At 48.2% G+C, this 19,549-nt stretch carries 17 protein-coding genes; 15 read left to right on the top strand and 2 right to left on the bottom strand.

Going from position 1 to position 19,549, the window contains the following annotated elements:
- Positions 1-42 precede the first annotated feature (42 nt).
- The 3 genes from L6442_RS23065 (at position 43) to L6442_RS23055 (ending at position 5,883) form a co-directional block, all read left to right on the top strand.
- A complete protein-coding gene (locus L6442_RS23065; RefSeq protein WP_373871815.1) occupies positions 43-1,878 on the top strand; it encodes an adenine deaminase in 1,836 nt (611 codons plus the stop codon).
- Positions 1,879-2,079: 201 nt separating this feature from the next.
- Positions 2,080-4,434: an RNA polymerase recycling motor HelD gene (gene helD / locus L6442_RS23060; RefSeq protein ID WP_212978846.1), complete on the top strand. Its 2,355-nt coding sequence runs from the start codon at positions 2,080-2,082 to the stop codon at positions 4,432-4,434.
- Between the two features lie 180 nt (positions 4,435-4,614).
- Positions 4,615-5,883, top strand: a complete 1,269-nt coding sequence (locus L6442_RS23055; RefSeq protein WP_212978845.1) for a bacillibactin exporter BcbE — start codon at positions 4,615-4,617, stop codon at positions 5,881-5,883.
- A gap of 356 nt (positions 5,884-6,239) precedes the next feature.
- On the opposite strand, the gene L6442_RS23050 is transcribed toward L6442_RS23055, so the two are convergent.
- On the bottom strand, positions 6,240-7,223 hold the full coding sequence (locus L6442_RS23050) for an AraC family transcriptional regulator (protein WP_212978844.1): 984 nt from the start codon (positions 7,221-7,223) through the stop codon (positions 6,240-6,242).
- Positions 7,224-7,339: 116 nt separating this feature from the next.
- Between L6442_RS23050 and L6442_RS23045 the strand changes: the two genes are divergently transcribed.
- From L6442_RS23045 to rhaM, 4 genes are read left to right on the top strand one after another with little or no spacing between them, the layout of a single operon-like run.
- Positions 7,340-8,641: an MFS transporter gene (locus L6442_RS23045; RefSeq protein ID WP_212978843.1), complete on the top strand. Its 1,302-nt coding sequence runs from the start codon at positions 7,340-7,342 to the stop codon at positions 8,639-8,641.
- Between the two features lie 31 nt (positions 8,642-8,672).
- Positions 8,673-10,124: a rhamnulokinase gene (rhaB, locus tag L6442_RS23040; protein ID WP_212978842.1), complete on the top strand. Its 1,452-nt coding sequence runs from the start codon at positions 8,673-8,675 to the stop codon at positions 10,122-10,124.
- Between the two features lie 18 nt (positions 10,125-10,142).
- Entirely contained in the window at positions 10,143-11,396 is a 1,254-nt protein-coding gene (rhaA, locus tag L6442_RS23035; RefSeq protein ID WP_212978841.1) for an L-rhamnose isomerase, read from the top strand.
- Positions 11,397-11,446: 50 nt separating this feature from the next.
- On the top strand, positions 11,447-11,761 hold the full coding sequence (gene rhaM, locus L6442_RS23030) for an L-rhamnose mutarotase (RefSeq protein ID WP_212978870.1): 315 nt from the start codon (positions 11,447-11,449) through the stop codon (positions 11,759-11,761).
- Positions 11,762-11,874: 113 nt separating this feature from the next.
- Here rhaM and L6442_RS23025 read toward each other — a convergent pair whose 3' ends face one another.
- Positions 11,875-12,816, bottom strand: a complete 942-nt coding sequence (locus tag L6442_RS23025) for an urea transporter (protein WP_237100051.1) — start codon at positions 12,814-12,816, stop codon at positions 11,875-11,877.
- Positions 12,817-13,195: 379 nt separating this feature from the next.
- Here L6442_RS23025 and L6442_RS23020 point away from each other — a divergent pair, with 379 nt between their 5' ends.
- The 8 genes from L6442_RS23020 (at position 13,196) to L6442_RS22985 (ending at position 19,509) form a co-directional block, all read left to right on the top strand.
- Positions 13,196-13,498 carry an urease subunit gamma gene (locus L6442_RS23020; RefSeq protein ID WP_212978840.1) on the top strand — a complete coding sequence of 101 codons (303 nt, stop codon included), beginning with the start codon at positions 13,196-13,198 and terminating at the stop codon, positions 13,496-13,498.
- Between the two features lie 25 nt (positions 13,499-13,523).
- Positions 13,524-13,847, top strand: coding sequence for an urease subunit beta (locus L6442_RS23015; protein ID WP_212978839.1), 324 nt, complete (start codon positions 13,524-13,526; stop codon positions 13,845-13,847).
- On the top strand, positions 13,844-15,556 hold the full coding sequence (gene ureC / locus L6442_RS23010; protein ID WP_212978838.1) for an urease subunit alpha: 1,713 nt from the start codon (positions 13,844-13,846) through the stop codon (positions 15,554-15,556). Before L6442_RS23015 ends, ureC begins: the two co-directional genes overlap by 4 nt.
- A 10-nt stretch (positions 15,557-15,566) precedes the next feature.
- On the top strand, positions 15,567-16,022 hold the full coding sequence (ureE, locus tag L6442_RS23005) for an urease accessory protein UreE (RefSeq protein WP_212978837.1): 456 nt from the start codon (positions 15,567-15,569) through the stop codon (positions 16,020-16,022).
- A complete protein-coding gene (locus L6442_RS23000; RefSeq protein WP_212978836.1) occupies positions 16,015-16,701 on the top strand; it encodes an urease accessory protein UreF in 687 nt (228 codons plus the stop codon). Before ureE ends, L6442_RS23000 begins: the two co-directional genes overlap by 8 nt.
- Before the next feature lie 249 nt (positions 16,702-16,950).
- The gene (gene ureG / locus L6442_RS22995; protein WP_212978835.1) at positions 16,951-17,562 is read left to right on the top strand and encodes an urease accessory protein UreG; all 612 of its coding nucleotides are present in this window, start codon (positions 16,951-16,953) and stop codon (positions 17,560-17,562) included.
- On the top strand, positions 17,563-18,387 hold the full coding sequence (locus L6442_RS22990; RefSeq protein WP_212978834.1) for an urease accessory protein UreD: 825 nt from the start codon (positions 17,563-17,565) through the stop codon (positions 18,385-18,387).
- Positions 18,388-18,507: 120 nt separating this feature from the next.
- Positions 18,508-19,509 carry a HoxN/HupN/NixA family nickel/cobalt transporter gene (locus L6442_RS22985; RefSeq protein ID WP_212978833.1) on the top strand — a complete coding sequence of 334 codons (1,002 nt, stop codon included), beginning with the start codon at positions 18,508-18,510 and terminating at the stop codon, positions 19,507-19,509.
- Positions 19,510-19,549 lie beyond the last annotated feature (40 nt).

The following is a 19,549-nucleotide window of genomic DNA, read 5'->3' as shown; positions in this document are numbered from 1 at the left end:
AGATACCAGAGAATGTTTAAAAGAGAGATGGAGGGCTTACAGTTGAAAACAGCAGCAAGGGAAAGAAGACCTTTCGCGGAAATAGTGCCGGAGCTGGTAGCAGCTGCGCGCGGAGATAAAAAAGCAAGTTTGGTCATTCAAAATGTCCGTTTGGTGAATGTGGTATCCGGCGAGATCTTGCCGGGGATGTCGATTGCGGTGAGCAACGAACGGATCGTATATGTGGGACGGGATGTGAGCCATACGGTTGGTGAGACAACGCAAATCATCGATGCAGGCGGAAAATACGCCGCGCCGGGACTGCTTGACGGCCACTGCCATATCGAAAGCACGCAAATGACGGCAACGGAATTTGCTCGGGCCGTTCTTCCTCTTGGGACGACAGGGGGATTTTTCGATGCGCATGAAATATCCAATGTACTGGGTCTCGACGGGCTGCGGTTCATGCTGGAGGAAGCCAGATCAACCCCGCTTGCTGCATACATGCAAGTCGCTTCCTGCGTGCCTTCCACGCATCCGGGGCTGGAAACGACCGGCGCAATGATCGGGCCTGAGGAGGTCGCTGAAGCGCTAAGCTGGGGCGATGATATGATTGGTCTTGGCGAGGTGATGAATTTCCCGGACGTCGTCTACGGCGACGACAAAATGATCGGGGAAATTCAGGCGACGCTGCGCGCAGGCAAAATCGCTGACGGGCATTTCACCTGGAAAGCGGATGACTGGCGTCTGCCGGTGTATGCCGCGAGCGGAATCAACGGGGATCATGAATGCGTTACGGCAGAGGATGTTATCGAACGGATCCGGCTCGGAATGTATGCCAAAATGCGGCAGGGTTCGGCCTGGCATGATGTTGCGGCGACGATCAAGTCCCACACCGAAGGTGGAATTGACACGCGCCGGATGATTCTGGTCACCGATGACCGGAGTTCCGAGTCGCTGATGAATGAAGGGCATATGAATTACGTCGTCCGTCATGCCATCGCGCAGGGGGTTAAGCCGGTTACGGCCTTTCAGATGGCGACGATCAATACGGCCGAACGTTTCGGTTTGTCGCGGGATATCGGCGCCATCGTTCCTGGAGCGTATGCGGATATCATTCTGCTCGACGGGAATTTGGCGGATGTCAACGTGGTCATGACGATTGCCGCCGGCCAAGTTGTGGCGGAGAACGGGCGGATGACCGCGGACTGGGAGCGTTATCCGATTCCTGAATCGGCTTTGAAAACGGTAAAGATGGAGCGGAAGCTGCATGCAGGGGATTTTGCGATTTCGGCTCCGATTGCCGATGGTAAAGCGGAGGTACGTGCGATTGAAGTCGTCGAAAATCATGTGGAGACGATTGAACGCCATTTATGGGTGAATGTGAAAAACAATACGGTCCTGCTTGATCCGGCAGACGGATTATGCAAAATGGCGGTGTTTGAGCGTCATGGCAAAGATGGCGGACATGCACTCGGGATACTCGCTGGGATCGGGTTCACGAAACCTGCGGCGATTGCGATGACCGTTGCCCATGACAGCCACAACCTGACCGTAATCGGCAATGATGATGAGTTGATGGCCCGTGCAGGCAATCTCGTAGCGGACATGCAGGGCGGCGTGGTCATGCTGACCGAAGATAGCATGTCCGAATTTCCGTTGGCGGTGGGCGGCATTATGTCCAACCAGCCTTTTGAAACGGTTGCCCGGCAGTCGGAAGGAATCAGCCAAGCGCTGATCGCGGCCGGATGCCCGCTGAACAACGCATTTATGACCCTGTCGCTGCTGGCGCTTGTCGTCATTCCCGAAATCCGCTTGTCGGATAAAGGCCTGGTCCGGATTTCCTCCGAAGGGATCGATATCGTACCGCTATTTATTACGCAAGCAGCCGAAAAATAGATCAATGCACACTTGAAAAAAATTGCATATACAATTGAAAAAGGGGAGCCAACGGCTCCCCTTAATGGTTTGATTTTCGAATCGATACTTGATAAAATAGATCATACGCCCTTTTAAGCGGGTATTACACATAATAATTCCTTTTCTATTATACCATCTTGGAAAGGAATTGTCAAATATTAAAAGGGGATGAAGACGGGCATGGATTTAAACGATCAGCAGTGGCAGCACGAGCAGCGGCGGGTGGATCAGGTAACTGAAAAAATCGCCGTGCGCAAAGGAGCGCTGGAAGCGGAAGTAGGCGTTGTCCGGAGCGATGTGGTTGAGCTGCGGAAGGATTTCTGGGATGAAGTCAGAGTAAACTTCAGCAGCGCCGATGACCTAGGGGAGACGTCCACCAGCTTGCGTCAGCAATCCCAAGTATTGTCCGAACGGGAACGTGCGCATTTGCAATCCTCGGAGACTTTAAAGAAGTTGAAGCTTTTGTCCAAATCGCCTTATTTCGGACGGATTGATTTTAAGGAAAACGGGGACGAACGGACAGAACAAATTTATCTGGGCATCGCTTCTTTTCTGGACGATGATCAGGAAACCTTTTTGATTTACGACTGGCGGGCCCCGGTATCCAGCCTATATTATGATGGAGCTCCCGGTCCCGCGTCCTATCAGACGCCGAGCGGAGAGATTGGCGGGACGATGGAACTGAAACGCCAGTTTGCCATCAGGGATGGCCACATCAAAGCGATGTTCGACACCGGCGTGACAATCGGCGACGAGCTGCTGCAGCAAGTGCTCAGTCATTCCTCGGATCATCAAATGAAAAGCATCGTGGCAACCATCCAAAAGGAACAAAATGCAGTCATCCGCAACGATAAAAGCAGGATGCTGGTCGTGCAGGGAGCAGCGGGCAGCGGTAAAACGTCGGCCGCGCTGCAGCGGGTTGCGTATTTGCTTTATAAATACCGCGAGACGTTAAAAGCGGACCAAATCATCCTTTTCTCACCGAATCCGATGTTCAACAGCTATGTTTCATCCGTGCTGCCTGAACTCGGTGAAGATAATATGCTGCAAACCACTTTTCAGGCTTACCTGGAGCACCGCTTGAGCAGGGAGTTTGACCTGGAGGATGTTTTTTCGCAGCTGGAGTCGATTTTGAAAGCAGAGGATGGTCCGTGGTTAAAGGTTAAGCGGGCATCGATCGGCTATAAATCTTCAACGCATTTTCTGGAGACGATCCGCAGGTACAAGGATGATTTGGAGCAGACCGGCATGAAATTCAAACCCGTTCGTTTCAAGGGGCGTCTGATCGTGTCGGAGGAGGTTATGCTGGAGAAGTTCTACAGTTTTGATCCGGCGGTGCGGCTGGCGAATCGGGTCGAGCTGATGCGGGATTGGCTTCTCAAAGAGCTGGCCCGGTTTGCCAAAAACGAACGCACGGCTTCATGGGTCGATGATCAAATCGAATTGCTGGACCCGGATGAATACCAAAAGGCCTATACACGGATGCGCCGCAAGCAGACCGGGAAAGATGCCGGTTTTGACGATTATGAACGTGAGCGCAGCCTGCTGGCCAAAATGGTTGTAAACGAGTGGTTGAAACCTGTACGCAAATGGATTAAGCGGAAGAGGTTTGTGGATGTTAAAGCGATGTATATAGAGCTCTTTACCAATCGGGAACTGTTCCTGCGCGTCAGCGGTGAAGCCGGAATTCCGGATGAATGGGATGAGGCAAGCAGGCAGACGGTGAGCATGATACAGGAGGGAAAACTGGCCTATGAGGATGTGACTCCTTATCTCTATTTGGAGGATCTTGTGAAAGGTTTCCGGGTTAATAATGTCATACGTCATGTTTTCATTGATGAGGTTCAGGATTATTCTCCATTCCAGCTTGAATATGTAAAAAGGATTTTTCCGCGTGCCCGCATGACGGCGCTTGGGGATTTGAACCAGGGGATCTACGCGCATACGAATGCGCTGGGAGGCAGTTTGGAGTCGCTGACGCAGCTCTATGGGGCGGAGGATACCGAAGTCGTTTCTCTAACCCGCAGCTACCGTTCCACACTGGAAATCGTTGATTTCACGCGCGGCATGATGCCGGGAGGCGAGTCGATCATACCGTTTAACCGCTCAGGCGAAAAACCTCTTATCCAACTTGCCGACAGCAGGGAGAAACTGCATCGCGGCATTGTGGAGGATATCCGGCATCTTAACGGGCAGGGATACGAACATACGGCTATTATTTGCAAAACGGCAGAGGAATGCGAGCAGGTTTACGATTCGCTTAAGGATGAGCTTCCTCTCAAAAAAATCAGCAAGACGACCCCATCGTTCGTAACAGGCACGTTGGTGATTCCGTCTTATCTGGCTAAAGGCGTGGAGTTTGATGCAGTGGTCATTTATGACGCTTCGGAAAATTCATATTTCAGGGAGTCGGAACGGAAGCTGTTTTATACCGTGTGTACGCGCGCGATGCATCTGCTGCATATCCATAGTCTGGGTACGCCTTGCCGGTTTATTCGGGATACGGGCGAAGAAAAATATATAGTGCAGCCTTAGCCATGAGCCTCCGGAGACTTTGAGTTTCCGGGGTTTCCTGTATTTGGAGGGCTATAAGAGACAGTGCGGAAACCCGGCACTACGATCAGGGAAATGATTGACTGACAATGTCTGTATAGTAAGGGGCAAAAGAAACCACAATATAACGAGCTATTATCGAAGAACAAAGGTGGTTTTGTCATGGAAGACAAAAAATGGGACCTTGCTGCGCTTGCATCCATCCCCTTGATCATGACGCTGGGCAATTCGATGCTCATCCCCATTTTGCCGCTTATTTCCCAGCAGCTGCATGTCGGTCCTTTTCAAGTCAGCATGCTCATTACCGTTTATGCTATAGTAGCCATTTTATTAATTCCCATCGCCGGATATTTATCCGACCGATTCGGGCGGAAGGTGGTCATTGTCCCCAGTTTGGCCATTGCCGCCGCAGGCGGAGCGGTATCGGGAGCGGCTGCCTGGATGTCCAGCGGAATGACGACTTACTGGATCATACTCGCAGGAAGGCTTCTTCAGGGCATCGGCGCTGCCGGAGCTTTTCCCATTGTGCTTCCGCTGGTGGGGGACATGTTCAAGGAGGAAGATGACGTCAGCAAAAGTCTGGGGATCATTGAAACCTCCAACACCTTCGGCAAGGTGTTAAGTCCTATTCTCGGAGCGGCGTTAGCGATTGTGCTTTGGTATTTGCCGTTCCTGGCCATACCGGTGCTGTGCGTATTATCTTTGCTGCTGGTTCTTATTTTTGTCAAAGCTCCCAAGAAGAAAAACAGCGGCGATATGACCATCAGGCAATTTCTTGCCGACACCCGAAACATTTTGCGGGAAAAAGGAAGATGGCTGTATGCCATTTTTGCCGTCGGCGGGATCAGCATGTTTATTTTATTCGGGGTGCTTTTTTATTTATCCGAAACGCTTGAAATGGAGTACAATCTGCATGGGGTCATCAAAGGTTTGGTGCTGGCGATTCCGCTGGCCGTGCTTTGCTTGGCTTCCTATGCCGCAGGCAAATGGATCGGCAAACACAAAAAGCGGATGAAATGGACGGGATTCGCTGGGATGGGGCTTCTGACCTTATGCCTGATCATTACCGGCTTCAGCAGCCAGATTGTTTTTGTGATTTCGTTTTTTTCGTTGTGCGGCGCCGGAATCGGCATGGCTCTGCCTTGCATGGATGCGCTGATTACGGAAGGCATTGAGCAAAAACAGAGGGGTACCATTACATCTTTATACAGCAGCATGAGGTTTATCGGAGTATCGCTGGGGCCGCCAGCGGTGTCGCTTCTAATGAAAACCAATCATTGGGTGCTGTTTGGCGTGATGGCTGCTATAAGCGCTGTTGGAGGCCTGCTGACCTTGTTCGCTGTGAAGCCGGAGCAGGATAAAACGGATACTCCCCAAGCCCGGACCGAACCGGCGGCAGGCGGATGGATGATGCGCGAGAAGGCACGTTGAATAATTAGCGAAAAGATTTGTCATGTCTGTAACCTTAAATCTATACAATAATAGTGATGTCCCTGGCCCTTACCGCCATTGTTTCACACAAAACACCCGTGAAACGCCGCCCAACCTCCTTGGTCCAAAAGCTGCCGTCATCTTACAGAGTTTGGCAGGTATAGATCGCGAAATTACATTTCCGAAAGGTAATCCGTAATGATCGTCTTTCCGCTTCGAAGCAGAAATCTCCGGTCCAACAAGCAAAAGGCTCCCGCTGGTCCAAGGGGAGGGACATCATGTTATAGCACGCGAAGCCCCGAAAAGTCGGGGCTATTTGCATTTTTTCAGCGCCATGAACCGATAGCTGATGGAGATTAAATACCTGCACGCTTTTGCAGCGGCAGCATCTGATGCTCTTTTTTATAAAGCGAATAAAAATAGGTTTTATTTTGAAAGCCGACTTGTTCAATAATGTCATTTATTGGCATGCTGGTCGATTCAATGAGCAGATTGGCGGCCAAGATTTTTTGCTTGTTGACGAGTTCCGTGAACGTGGACCCGGTTTTCTTTTTAATGACATTGCTTAAATAATTTTTGTTGTAGCCTAATTTTTCCGCCGCCGAGCTTAATGTAATATCGCGGTAATCCTGCTCGATGAGCTGCAGCGTGTTCAGCGCGACATTGTTTGTCTCGGAGTGCAGGTTTTTGACTTCATCGGATAAATAGGTATCGCATTTACGGACAAGTTCGGTGAATAAGATCGGCAGATAAAGCGTAATAATTTTGGTCGAAAATTCCTCGTCCCGAAAATATTCAGTAATAATTTGTTCTAAAATTTGCCGGATATGCGGAATGTTAGCGCTTTTAAAAATGATGTATTTTTTCATTCGATTGCCGGCAACGGTTGAATTGAGCAGAAAATCATACACAAGACTGTTTTTCTTTTTGATCCCCGTAAGCCATTCCAAGTTGATGTTTTGATCGCGGAATAAAATGTTGATTAAAATATCATGATCGCCGGTTGCTTTAATCAAATGGCGGCAGCCGCTGTCGAGTAAAAGCAACTCGCCTTCCTGCAGCATTTCCTCCTTTCCTTCGATGATTTGTCGACATTCTCCCTGAAGCATGTAGTTTAACTCAAGAAATTGATGCGAATGGTAAGGATACTCCGCGTATCGATTATGTTTGCTGACATAAATATCCTTGTTTTTGAAAAAATACTCGTTCAGCAATTTCATGTTTCCATTTTCCTCGGAAAATGATTTCTTGGGATGATCCATGATAAATTGACCTGTTACTTTTTGGATTTTTTCCATGTTGTTTAAACGGTAAAGCTCTCTTTTTATATCTTCATCCATATGATCACGACCTGTAAATTTGTTACTTTTATTATAATTTCACGTTATTGTAAACGCAATCATCCGGTCATATATTAGGAGTAAGCGCTTAACAAGAATATGAAGGAGGGTTAGTTGTGAGCGGTAATGTAAGTGAAGGAAAAAAAGGAACCTTTGCGGTATCACTTACGAATTATTTGGACTCAGGTTGTATTGTTGCAGGTGCAAGCGGCTTAACTTTATGGGCTGCGGAGTTTGGCCTTGATAGTTTTGCGGTAGGTTTGCTTGGAGCAGTAAGTGCGAATGCATTCGGTTCAGCTTTTGGGGCATTGATTGGGGGGCATTTGGCCGATAAGTTTGGACGCAAATTTATCTACACCTATAACATGCTCGTTTATATTCTCGGCGTGGCTATTATTATGCTTGCGATGAATTTCCCGATGCTGTTAATCGGATTTTTAGTTACCGGTTTATCTGTAGGAGCCGGGGTTCCGGCGTCATGGACTTATATTTCTGAAATGGCAGATCCAAAAACCAGGGCGAGAAACATCGGCATTTCCCAATTTGCTTGGTCTTGCGGACCCGCAATCATCTTTACTTTAGGCATTATCGTTTCTCCGTTAGGCCTTTTAGGCAACCGCTTACTTTTCTTGTCTCTACTCATTGTGGCGGTTGTAGCTTGGACTTTGCAGCGCCGGCTTGATGAATCCAAGGACTGGGAAGAAGAGCAAGCCAAGCTTAAACAAAGCGGCGCAAAAACTGCCCACCCTTTCAAACATGCTTTTTCCAATATTGTAAATGTTAAATCGATTTTATTCCTTGTTGGCGTGTATATGTTCTGGAATCTGGTCGCCGGAGCAATGGGATTTTTCATGCCGTTCGTATATGAAACGGTTGGCGGGCTGACCAATACGCAGGCAAACTTGCTTCAAGCCGTGCTTTGGATTTTAACGGCAGCAGCAACTTATTACGGCTTTGCAAAATTCGGCGACCGCGTAAGTCATCGCTGGTTGTTTCTTGCTGGCGCGGCAATGGCTGTTGCATCCTGGATTGTCCTTACTTATGTCGGCATGTCTTGGGCAGGTCTTTGGACATTCGTTATTCTATGGGGGATTTCGGCAGGAATCGGCGCGCAAGCGTTTTATGCGCTTTGGTCTACCGAACTTTTTCCGACGCAATATCGCGGCGGGGTGCAAGGGATTATGTTCTTCCTCGTTCGCGGCAGTGCCGGAATTTGGTCGATTATCTTCCCGGTGATCCTTGCAAACCTTGGTTTCACCGTAGCTGGAACCATTATGATTATTCTTCTTGCGATTTCGCTTCTTATCGGAGTTGCTTGGACGCCAAACACCCGCGGCCGCACTTTGGATGAGATTACGAAAGAGCGTTACGGCAATCTAGAATCGGCAGCCAATCAGGATATTGCTTATTTCAAGTGAATGTTCAACTTTTTAAAGGAAAGTGATTGATGTGAGAAATTACGTCGCGGTTGACATTGGCGCATCCAGCGGGCGGATGATTCTTGGAAATTTGGTGGAAGGCAAGCTGAATCTGCGTGAGGTGCACCGTTTTAAAAATGGTTTTACCTTTCGGGATGGGCATGATCGATGGGAGATTGACGGGCTGATTCACGAAATATTCGCAGGGCTCGAAAAATTAAAACAAGAAGGCGTCACGGAATGCACGCTTGGGATTGATACATGGGCCGTCGATTACGTTCTGGTCGCTCCGGGCGGCGAAAAATTGGCGGACCCGATCAGCTATAGGGACAGCCGGACGCAAAATAAAATTGCCGAGCTGACATCTGAAATTCAAAAGGATGATATCTACCAGAAAACCGGGATTCAGTTTTTGGAGCTAAACACGCTTTATCAATTGTACGCGGAAGACCAAGAACTCATCAAACAGGCGGACAAAATTTTGCTGATTCCCGACTATATTGGATATGTTCTTACTGGAAAAAAAGCCGCCGAAACAACCAACGCTTCCACGACGCAAATGCTGAATTTGCGGGAACGGCTCTTCGATAAGGATTTATTAATGCATTTAGATATTGATCCTTGCCAATTTGCCGAATTGACCGATGCAGGAACTTATTTGGGGGAAATGAAACCAAAGTGGCATGAAAAATACGATATCCCTGCTTGTCGCGTTATTACGGTGGCCACTCACGATACAGCATCTGCCGTTGTGGGTACTCCGGCCAAAGGCAAGAATTGGGCATTCCTAAGCAGCGGCACCTGGTCGCTGATTGGGATGGAATTAACAGCCCCCAATACCGGGCGAATGGCATTCGAAGAAAACTACACCAATGAATGGGGCGCATATGGTACGTATCGCTTCTTAAAAAACATCATGGGACTTTGGATTGTTCAAGAAATCGCAAGAAATTCGGATTCCCGGCTCAGTTTTTCAGAAATGGCTGACCAAGCAAACCAATATCCATTTTTCAAACAAATCATTGATGTGAATGATCCGCGTTTTAATCATCCGGTGCATATGATTACGGAGATTCAAAATTACTGCCGGGAAACGGGGCAGGATGTTCCGGAATCCATTGGCGAGCTGACAAACTGTGTATATGGAAGTCTGGCGCTGCGCTATGCTAAAGAACTTGAAAAAATGAAGCGGATTACTAAGCGGGATATTGAGGCGCTCTATATCGTCGGCGGCGGCAGCAGTGTCGCGATTCTCAATCAGCTTACAGCAAATCTGGCCGGCGTCACTGTTTATGCAGGCCCTGCTGAAGCGACAGCGGTCGGAAACTTGAGTGTCCAAATGATCACGGAACGCGAAATCAAGGACGTGGATCAAGCGCGCGACTTGGTTCGAAATTCTTTTGACATCAAGGAATATAAACCGCAAAAAATCGAATCGGCAAGCGTGTTTGAGAAATATGACAAAATCATCCGCAACAAATAAACTTGGGAGGTCGACAACATGAGCAAAGTGGAACAACGTTATCAAGCAGCAAAAGAACGGTATGCAGCCATCGGGGTGGATACAGACCATGCGCTTGAAAAATTAAAGGGAGTCAAAATTTCGGTACACTGCTGGCAAGGTGACGATGTAAAAGGGTTTATGAACCCTGACGGTGAATTGACCGGCGGCATTATGGCTACAGGCAATTATCCAGGTGCGGCGCGTACGCCCAAAGAACTGCGCGCCGATCTTGAAAAAGCCTTTTCCTTAATCCCTGGCAAACATAAATTGAACTTGCATGCGATTTACGTCGATACGGATGAAAAAGTCGATTTAAATGAAATTGAACCCAAACATTTTGCTCCATGGGTTGAATGGGCCAGGGAACAAGGGCTGGGACTTGATTTTAACCCCACTTTCTTTTCTCACCCCATGTTTAAAGATAATTACACCCTGGCTTCTCCCGACAAAGAAGTCCGTGATTTCTGGGTAGAACACGGCAAACGCACCCGCAAAATCGCGGAATATTTCGGGAGGGAGCTCGGCCAAACAAGCATTAATAACTTCTGGGTTCCCGATGGCATGAAAGATAACCCGATCGACCGTTTCACGCCGCGCAAACGCTTGATGGAAGCTTTGGACGAAATTTTTGCGGAGAAATTGGATGAAAAATATACGCGGGAAGCCGTCGAAAGCAAGCTTTTCGGTTTGGGCGCCGAAGCGTATACGGTCGGATCGCATGAATTTTACATGGGTTACGGCATTACGCGGGGCAAATTAATTTGCCTTGATGCCGGACACTTCCATCCGACGGAAATGATATCGGGCAAACTGTCTTCGCTGGCGTTGTTTGGCAAAGGCATGATGCTGCATGTAAGCCGGCCGGTTCGCTGGGATAGCGACCATGTTGTGTTGATGGATGATGAACTGGTAGAAATCGGGCGCGAACTGGTCCGTAATGATCTTCTCCCGCATACCCATATCGGGCTTGACTTCTTTGATGCAACGATCAACCGCGTGGCGGCATGGGTGGTTGGCACGCGCAACACACAAAAAGCTTTTCTTAAAGCTTTCTTGGAACCTACTGCGGAACTTAAGAAATTGGAACTGGAAAACGACTTTACTTCGCGAATGGTCATTACCGAAGAGCTGAAAGATTTCCCTTACAGTGATGTTTGGAATTATTTCTGTGAAATCAACAGCGTGCCCGTTGGGTTTGACTGGTTCAAAGAGGTCAAATCATATGAAAAAAACGTATTGCTAAAAAGATAGTAGGCTTCGCAAGTGGCAAACCTCATTGAAATCCATTAGGAGGCATAATGATGGAAAGAATCGCATCCGTGATGTATTTATATCCGGGTAAACAGGCTGAATATCAAAAACGCCATGATGAGCTTTGGCCTGAAATGGAGGAAGCTTTGAAGGAACACGGCGCTTCCAATTATTCGATTTTCCTGGATCGTGAAACCGATACGCTATTTGCTTATTTAGAAGTTGAAAACAAAGCCGCTTACGATAAAATCGCAGAAACGGACATTTGCAAAAAATGGTGGGCTTATATGGCACCCATTATGAAATCGAACCCGGACAATAGTCCCGTTGCAAAAGACTTAGAGCAGGTGTTCTACTTAGCGTAGGCAAAGGGGGCCGCAGCGCGCGGTTCCCGCCTAAACAATCTTTGAGTATATGCATGAAGCCCCGATTTTTCGGGGCTTTTGGCATTTTTACATACCGCTTTAAGGCAGCCTCATTAGAGCTTGGGGATAACCTTTCTGGCGGCAATAAACACCCATGAGCATACAACAAAGGGCATGGTTAGCGCCGGCAGCCCATAGGGCAGCAGCCAGGAGTCAAAGCTAGCGGTCATCGGTACGGAAACAATGGCAGCGACGAGACCTGACACGGGTGCCCATCGGCTTTTGGCATCAAAAATCGCACCTACAGCGAGGATGGTCAATACGGCGTTATATTCGTAAAGACCCGCATTCAGCAGAGCTGTTTCTCCCCCCAAACCGTAAGCGGCGAGCCAAGCCGCGGCAGAACCAATGATGGCATAAAAACCCAGTTTGCGGCTCGCCCAGAACACTCCGGCAAGAATCAAAATTCCGGACCACATGCTGTCCTGTAAAAAGACCTGTCCAACTCCATCGACCAGTCCGTTGATCCAATCGACGGTTCCTCCCTGATGCAGCCTCCATTGGGAAAGATCTTGCGGAACAAGTCCGGGATGGAGCTGGAATGTTCCCAGACGGTAAGAAGCGAGCAAAAGAAACCAGCTAACGATAATGAACGGAAATGTGAAAATCGGCGTGCCGGAGTTTCGCATCCAATGCATCATGGCTGCGGTTAGCAGCGTCGTGATCGCAGCTCCGGCCAGAGCGATGACCCAGCGCTGTCCCCCTGTAAAATTCAAGGCCAGCACAATGCCGGTTAATACCGAATTGTAGGCAAGCAATCCTTGGTTGACGAGCGTTTTGTCAGCTCCGCCAAAGCGGCCCATACATACGGCAATCAATGCTGACAGAAATGCGATGATCCCCACCGGAATGGATGATATCAGAAGTGCAATTAGAATCAGGAGCCCGCTGATGGCATTTTCAATCAAAATGACTTGGGAGATTCCTTTGAGAGCAGCAGTGACCAAAGAAAAAAACATGTTTTCATGCTGTTGTTGCGGGTTGCCTTGTTTCATCAATAAGCCCTTCTTTCTGTGAAGTAAGATACGATCAGGAATAAACCTAATAAACCTCCTTTTCTCCGCTTGTGGAATGGTAGGCGAAAGATTCGCCAATCTTCATATATATAAATAGAATATATATGTCATAGATTACTTATATAAGTTGTTACATATGTATATACATGATATATTAGCTTCAGAGAGGATCAATCGTCAATTACTAGAGCACAACAGAACTTGTAGCCGAAAACACTGATTTTACGCCTTTTATTTCTGACATTATTTTGCTGAGAATCGAAACATATCAAAATCAGAAAGAGGGTGCATACCAAGCGATTCGATTCATTCTCTTCAGTGCAGAACAGGTTTCGTAAAACCAAAGGAGGCTAATTTCATGCAATTGCTACCCCGTGAGATAGATAAACTTCTCATCGTTGTTGCTGCAGATCTCGCCAAGCGCAGAAAGGAAAGGGGACTTCAGTTGAACCATCCCGAAGCCGTTGCACTTATAACCTATGAAGTACTCGAAGGAGCCCGGGACGGTAAGACGGTTGCGGAATTAATGGAATACGGCGCTGCCATTTTGTCACGCGATGACGTTATGGAAGGCGTTCCCGAGATGATACACGATATCCAGGTTGAAGCCACCTTTCCGGACGGCACGAAACTGGTGACGGTACATCATCCGATACGATAAATCTGAACCGATGGGAGGGAGTTTAATGATACCTGGGCAAATCTTTTTGCAGAAGGAAGATATTATTTGCAACGCCGGCAAAACCGTGTCGAAATTAACCGTTAAAAATACCGGTGACCGTCCTGTGCAAGTCGGATCGCATTTTCACTTTTATGAAGTCAATGAAGCCCTTATTTTCGACCGGCAGGGCGGATTTGGAAAACATTTGAATGTCCCTGCGGGCGCCGCGGTCCGTTTTGAACCTGGTGATGAAAAAGAAGTGGAACTGGTTGATTTTGCGGGTGAACGTCGGGTTTATGGATTTAACAACAAAACGGATGGATCTGTGGAAGGCGGGTGTCAATCATGAGCTTTAAAATGTCCAGAAGTCAATATTCGCAAATGTATGGGCCGACGACCGGAGATTCGATCCGTTTGGCGGATACGGATATCATCATCCGGATTGAAAAGGACTTTACTTCATATGGCGATGAGGTCGTTTTTGGCGGAGGAAAAGTGATCCGCGACGGCATGGGCCAGCATCCGCTTGTAACCCGCGGAGACGGCATTCCGGATGTTGTGATTACCAATGCGGTTATTTTGGATTATACAGGCATTTACAAAGCGGATATTGGAATCCGGGACGGGAAAATCGCGGGGATCGGCAAAGCGGGGAATCCTTTGGTAATGGATCATGTGGACATCATCATCGGCGCTGCAACGGAAATTATCGCAGGGGAAGGCATGATTGTCACCGCTGGCGGCATCGATACGCATGTCCATTTTATCAACCCCGGACAGATCGAGACGGCGCTTTCTTCGGGCCTGACGACTCTGATCGGCGGAGGGACAGGCCCTGCCGCGGGTTCGAAAGCGACAACGGTAACTCCGGGAGAATGGAATATTCATCGCATGCTGCAGGCAGCGGAAGGGATGCCGATTAATGTCGGATTCACCGGAAAAGGACAAGCTGCAGCCGAAGAACCGCTTGCCGAGCAGGTGCGGGCCGGAGCGATCGGACTGAAGGTCCATGAAGACTGGGGAGCAACCGCGTCGGCGCTTGATCACGCTCTAAGCGTGGCCGACAAGTATGATGTGCAAGTAGCGGTTCATGCCGATACGCTAAATGAAGGCGGCTTTATGGAGAACACCATGGCTGCGATCAAAGGCCGGGTAATCCACATGTACCATACGGAAGGAGCTGGGGGAGGACATGCTCCCGACCTGATCAAATCGGCCAGCTATATGAATGTTCTGCCGTCGTCTACCAATCCGACGCTGCCGTACACGATCAATACGATCGATGAACATTTGGATATGCTGATGGTATGCCACCACTTGAATCCATCCATACCCGAGGATCTTGCTTTTGCGGATTCCCGTATCCGGCGCGAAACGATAGCCGCCGAAGACATTCTCCAAGATATGGGCGTATTCAGCATGGTCAGCTCGGACGCGCAGGCGATGGGCCGCATCGGCGAAGTCATTTTGCGCACATGGCAGACGGCCGACAAGATGAAAAAGCAGCGGGGAACGCTTTCAGGCGACAGCGAGCTCTCCGATAATAACCGTGCCAAACGTTACGTGGCCAAATATACGATCAATCCAGCCATTACTCATGGAATTTCCGAATATGTCGGTTCCGTTGAAGTCGGAAAAATCGCCGACCTGGTCATTTGGTCACCTGCATTTTTCGGGGTGAAACCTGAAATGATTATCAAAAACGGGATGGTCGCCCAAAGCTTGATGGGGGATGCGAACGCATCCATTCCGACGCCGCAGCCGGTCATTTACCGTCCGATGTACGGGCAATACGGGAAAGCACTTTCCCAAAGCTCCATCACTTTTATTTCGCAATCCGCTTATGACAATAAAGTTCACGAGCAGCTGGGCTTGGAAAAAATCATTTTGCCTGTGCGCGGCATTCGGACATTAACGAAAAAAGATATGAAGCTTAATTTTGAAACGCCTGAGATCACCGTTGATCCGCAAACGTACGAGGTCCGGGTCAACGGGGAATTAATGACCTGCGAGCCTGTGAGCAAAGTGCCGATGGGGCAGCGCTATTTCTTATTTTGAGGTGAAGCCGATGATTATCGAGGAGATTATTGCAAATATCGAACATTTGGACAGGGAAGAGATCGGAAAGCGCCATATCGAAAAAGTATACCTGGAAAGCGCCGATCTCGTAAAACGGATCCAACGGGTGACGACAGACCATGGCAATGAAATCGGCATCCGTTTGAAGCAGCAGCGCGATCTCGTAGCAGGCGACGTGTTGTACATGGATGACAAAAACATGATCATCGTGGATGTTCACTCTGACGATTTACTCGTGATCCGTCCGCGCAGCCTGCAGGAAATGGGCAACATCGCGCATCAATTAGGCAACCGGCATCTGCCCGCCCAATTTGAAAGAGACGAAATGCTCGTTCAATACGATTATCTTGTTGAGGAACTGTTGGTGCAGCTACATATTCCTCATGCAAGGGAGGAGCGGAAAGTGAAGCAGGCATTCCGCCATATCGGCCACAGCCATGGATAAACAGGTTCTAGCCTTATTCCAGCTATGCGATTCCAACTTTCCCACCGGGGCTTTCAGCCATTCTTACGGGCTGGAAACTTATATTCAGGAAGATCTGGTAAGGGATCAGGCTACATTTGCCGAATGGCTTGACACTTATATCCATGAACAGCTTGTCTATTCGGACGGGCTTGCGTCCCGCCTTGCATTTCATGCACTGCGGGATGGGGATATGGACACCGTATGGAAGCTGGACCGGATGCTGTTTGTTCAAAACTTGCCCCGCGAAACGAGGGAAGGCACGCAAAAGATGGGAGAACGGATGTTGAATCTCGTGCAATCCTTGTACGAGGCTCCTGTTTTCTCCATGTACAAAAAGCGGATCAAAGCAAAGCTGAGTTTTGGGCATCCGGCCATTGTGTTCACAATGGCCGGGTATCATCTCGGCGTTTCCGAGAGGACTACCCTTTTATATTATTTGTATTCGGTCGTCACCAGCCTGGTTCAAAATGCGGTGCGCGCAATTCCGCTAGGCCAAACGGCCGGGCAGAAGGTGCTTCAACAATTTCAGAATGTATTGGTAAGCGCCGCGGAACTAATCGGCCAATTGGATGAGAACGACTTCGGGATCGTATCGCCAGGTCTGGAATTATCGCAAATGAAACATGAACACGTCAATATTCGGATTTTCATGTCTTAATGAGGCTCAACCTCATAATTAGTGCTTGAAAAAGAGCGAAAGTGGCGGAGGGGACGGAATCGATCTGAAGAAGCGATAGCGGTCGCCTTTGTGAGCAGATTTCTACTATAGAATAAAATCAAAGAAATCTGCGAGCAACAGCGATCGGAAGAACGATCCGTAACCGTAGCGCTTACCTCGCATAATATCAAGAACCGATTTCTATATTGAGCCTTAATTAACTATCATACAGAAAGAAGCGTGTGAATTATGGGACCCATTAAAATCGGAATCGGCGGACCGGTCGGAGCCGGAAAAACGATGCTTGTCGAGAAATTAACCCGTCATATGGAGGGGGAAATCAGCATGGCCGTCGTCACGAATGACATTTATACCAAAGAAGACGCCAAATTTCTGATGGAGAACGGAGTTCTGCCCGTAGACCGGATTATCGGCGTTGAAACCGGCGGATGCCCGCATACGGCCATCCGCGAAGATGCTTCGATGAATTTTGCCGCAATCGACGAGCTGATCGGGCGGCATCCGGATGTTCAGCTCATTTTCGTGGAAAGCGGCGGAGACAATCTTGCAGCCACTTTCAGTCCCGAACTGGTTGATTTCTCGATCTATATTATCGATGTGGCGCAAGGGGAAAAAATCCCGCGCAAAGGCGGACAAGGCATGATTAAATCGGACCTGTTCATTATCAACAAAACCGATCTGGCGCCTTACGTCGGAGCAAGCCTGGAAGTCATGGAATCGGATACGAAGGTTTTCCGCGGGAATAAACCGTTTGTGTTCACCAATTTGAAGGATAACAAAGGTTTGGACCAAGTCATCGACTGGGTCAAAAAGAATGCGTTCTTAAAGGATCTGGAATAGATGGAAGACTGGACTGGGATTCTGCGGCTGAATGCCGAGGAGAGAAGCGGGAAAACCGTCGCGAGAAACGTGTATTTCCAAGGCGCGTTTAAAGTGATGCGGCCGGTCTATCACGATGATTCGGGGCAGGCGTGTTACTATATTCTGAATCCCGGCGGAGGTTATTTGGACGGAGACCGCTATCAGATGCAGGTTTCATTGGAGGAAGGGGCGCGGATGACATTAACGACGCAATCGGCAACCAAAATATACAAGACGCCGAAGAAACCCGCCTACCAAGAAATTGAAATTTGGCTGAAGAACGGCAGCTATCTCGAATATATAACGGATCCGATCATTGGATATAAAGACGCGCGGTATAAACAAAAAACGGTGATTCGAATGGATAAGGGGGCCAATCTTCTTTATTCAGAAATCATTACTTCGGGGTGGTCTCCCGACGGAGTTCAATTTAGCTATGATCTGCTTCAGTTAACCAATGAGATTTATGTGGATGGCGAATTGGCGGTTTATGATCATATTAAATTGAATCCTGCTGCGCAGCATATGTCCTCTCTCGGCATTATGGAAGGTTATTCGCATCTCGGATCTATGATCGTGATTTCGGAACAGGTGAATCAGGATTTTCTGGATCGGCTGTACCATGAGATATATGAGGATACCCAGGAATACCGGATCGGCCTATCCTTGCTGCCTGTATCCGGGCTGATTGTGCGCGTACTGGCAAACTCGACTCAAACCATTGAGAGAATTTATGCGCAGTGTCATAGACTGATCAATCAGTCGTTTTTTAACACTACCCCAAGTTTTCTTAGAAAATACTAAAATCTTTAGGATCCGGAGCCGCAGCGGTCAACTCGGCATAATATCAAGAGCTAATTTCAGTTTAGAGTCATTTTTTATATTAAAATCGATTCAATGCTTTGGACGGATGGGGGAGAGAAAATGGGCTTTATTTGGAATCGCTATATGCTGGCCGTTGTGATCATTCATATCATCGGCATCGCGGCATTGTCCACTGTCGTGCCGACTCATCCAACCTTTATTGGAATGGGGATCGCGGCTTACGTATTTGGACTTCGCCATGCATTCGATATTGATCATATTGCCGCGATCGACAATACGGTCCGCAAGCTGGTTGCGCAAAAGAAGGATCCCAGGGGCGTCGGTTTTTATTTTTCGCTCGGACACTCCACAGTCGTTTTTTTACTGGCTGTATTAACTGCGGTATCGGTAAAGTTCGTCGCCAAATACATGTCCAGCATGCAGGATATCGGCGGTATCATCGGAGCTGCAGTATCGGGCGTTTTCCTGGTATTTTTGGCGATTATCAATTTAATGCTGTTTATTCAGCTTTGGAATATGTTCCGGAAAATGAAAGTAGAAAAAATAAACGAATCGGAACTCGAAAAAATGTTCGAGGCAAAGGGATTTTTCACCCGTTACTTGGGGTCGCTTTTTAAGGTGGTTACCCGAAGCTGGCATATCTATCCGATTGGATTTCTGTTCGGTTTAGGTTTCGACACGGCGACGGAAATTTCTCTTCTGACCATGTCGGCAGGTGCGGCGAATCATAATCTTCCCGTGCTTGGAATCATTTCTTTGCCTATTTTGTTCGCCGCAGGCATGAGTTTATTCGATACGCTGGATGGCATCATGATGACCAAAAGTTATGCTTGGGCAAATGACAGACCGGTGCGGAAAGTCTATTACAATCTGGTAGTCACCGCGCTTTCCGTCGTTGCTGCGTTGGCGGTCGGGATGATCGAATTGGCGCAAATCACGACGGACAAGCTTCATTTATCCGGGGGCATATGGAATGTGATCGCTTCCATCGACTTCGATAATTTGGGTTATTTCCTAGTCGCCAGTTTTCTGCTCATTTGGGGTCTGGCCGTTTTGATATGGAAATATTTTAAAATCGAAGAGCGGTACACTGTAAAATAATATATAGATACACAAGCATGACAAGGAGATTGAAAAATAT

The sequence above is a fragment of the Paenibacillus azoreducens genome, from assembly GCF_021654775.1.
In the GTDB taxonomy this organism is placed as follows: domain Bacteria; phylum Bacillota; class Bacilli; order Paenibacillales; family Paenibacillaceae; genus Paenibacillus_AQ; species Paenibacillus_AQ azoreducens.
Note: the sequence above shows the minus strand (reverse complement) of the source record. Positions and strands in the feature narration are given on the sequence as shown.

Bases quoted from the DNA above. Each gene is read 5' to 3' on its own strand.
- helD (WP_212978846.1), top strand. From the start codon at position 2,080: ATGGATTTAAACGATCAGCAGTGGCAGCACGAGCAGCGGCGGGTGGAT.
- L6442_RS23000 (WP_212978836.1), top strand. From the start codon at position 16,015: ATGGATAAACAGGTTCTAGCCTTATTCCAGCTATGCGATTCCAACTTT.
- rhaA (WP_212978841.1), top strand. From the start codon at position 10,143: ATGAGCAAAGTGGAACAACGTTATCAAGCAGCAAAAGAACGGTATGCA.
- L6442_RS23050 (WP_212978844.1), bottom strand. From the start codon at position 7,223: ATGGATGAAGATATAAAAAGAGAGCTTTACCGTTTAAACAACATGGAA.
- ureC (WP_212978838.1), top strand. From the start codon at position 13,844: ATGAGCTTTAAAATGTCCAGAAGTCAATATTCGCAAATGTATGGGCCG.
- L6442_RS23020 (WP_212978840.1), top strand. From the start codon at position 13,196: ATGCAATTGCTACCCCGTGAGATAGATAAACTTCTCATCGTTGTTGCT.
- L6442_RS22985 (WP_212978833.1), top strand. From the start codon at position 18,508: ATGGGCTTTATTTGGAATCGCTATATGCTGGCCGTTGTGATCATTCAT.
- ureG (WP_212978835.1), top strand. From the start codon at position 16,951: ATGGGACCCATTAAAATCGGAATCGGCGGACCGGTCGGAGCCGGAAAA.
- L6442_RS23055 (WP_212978845.1), top strand. From the start codon at position 4,615: ATGGAAGACAAAAAATGGGACCTTGCTGCGCTTGCATCCATCCCCTTG.
- L6442_RS23015 (WP_212978839.1), top strand. From the start codon at position 13,524: ATGATACCTGGGCAAATCTTTTTGCAGAAGGAAGATATTATTTGCAAC.
- ureE (WP_212978837.1), top strand. From the start codon at position 15,567: ATGATTATCGAGGAGATTATTGCAAATATCGAACATTTGGACAGGGAA.
- L6442_RS22990 (WP_212978834.1), top strand. From the start codon at position 17,563: ATGGAAGACTGGACTGGGATTCTGCGGCTGAATGCCGAGGAGAGAAGC.
- L6442_RS23025 (WP_237100051.1), bottom strand. From the start codon at position 12,816: ATGAAACAAGGCAACCCGCAACAACAGCATGAAAACATGTTTTTTTCT.
- rhaM (WP_212978870.1), top strand. From the start codon at position 11,447: ATGGAAAGAATCGCATCCGTGATGTATTTATATCCGGGTAAACAGGCT.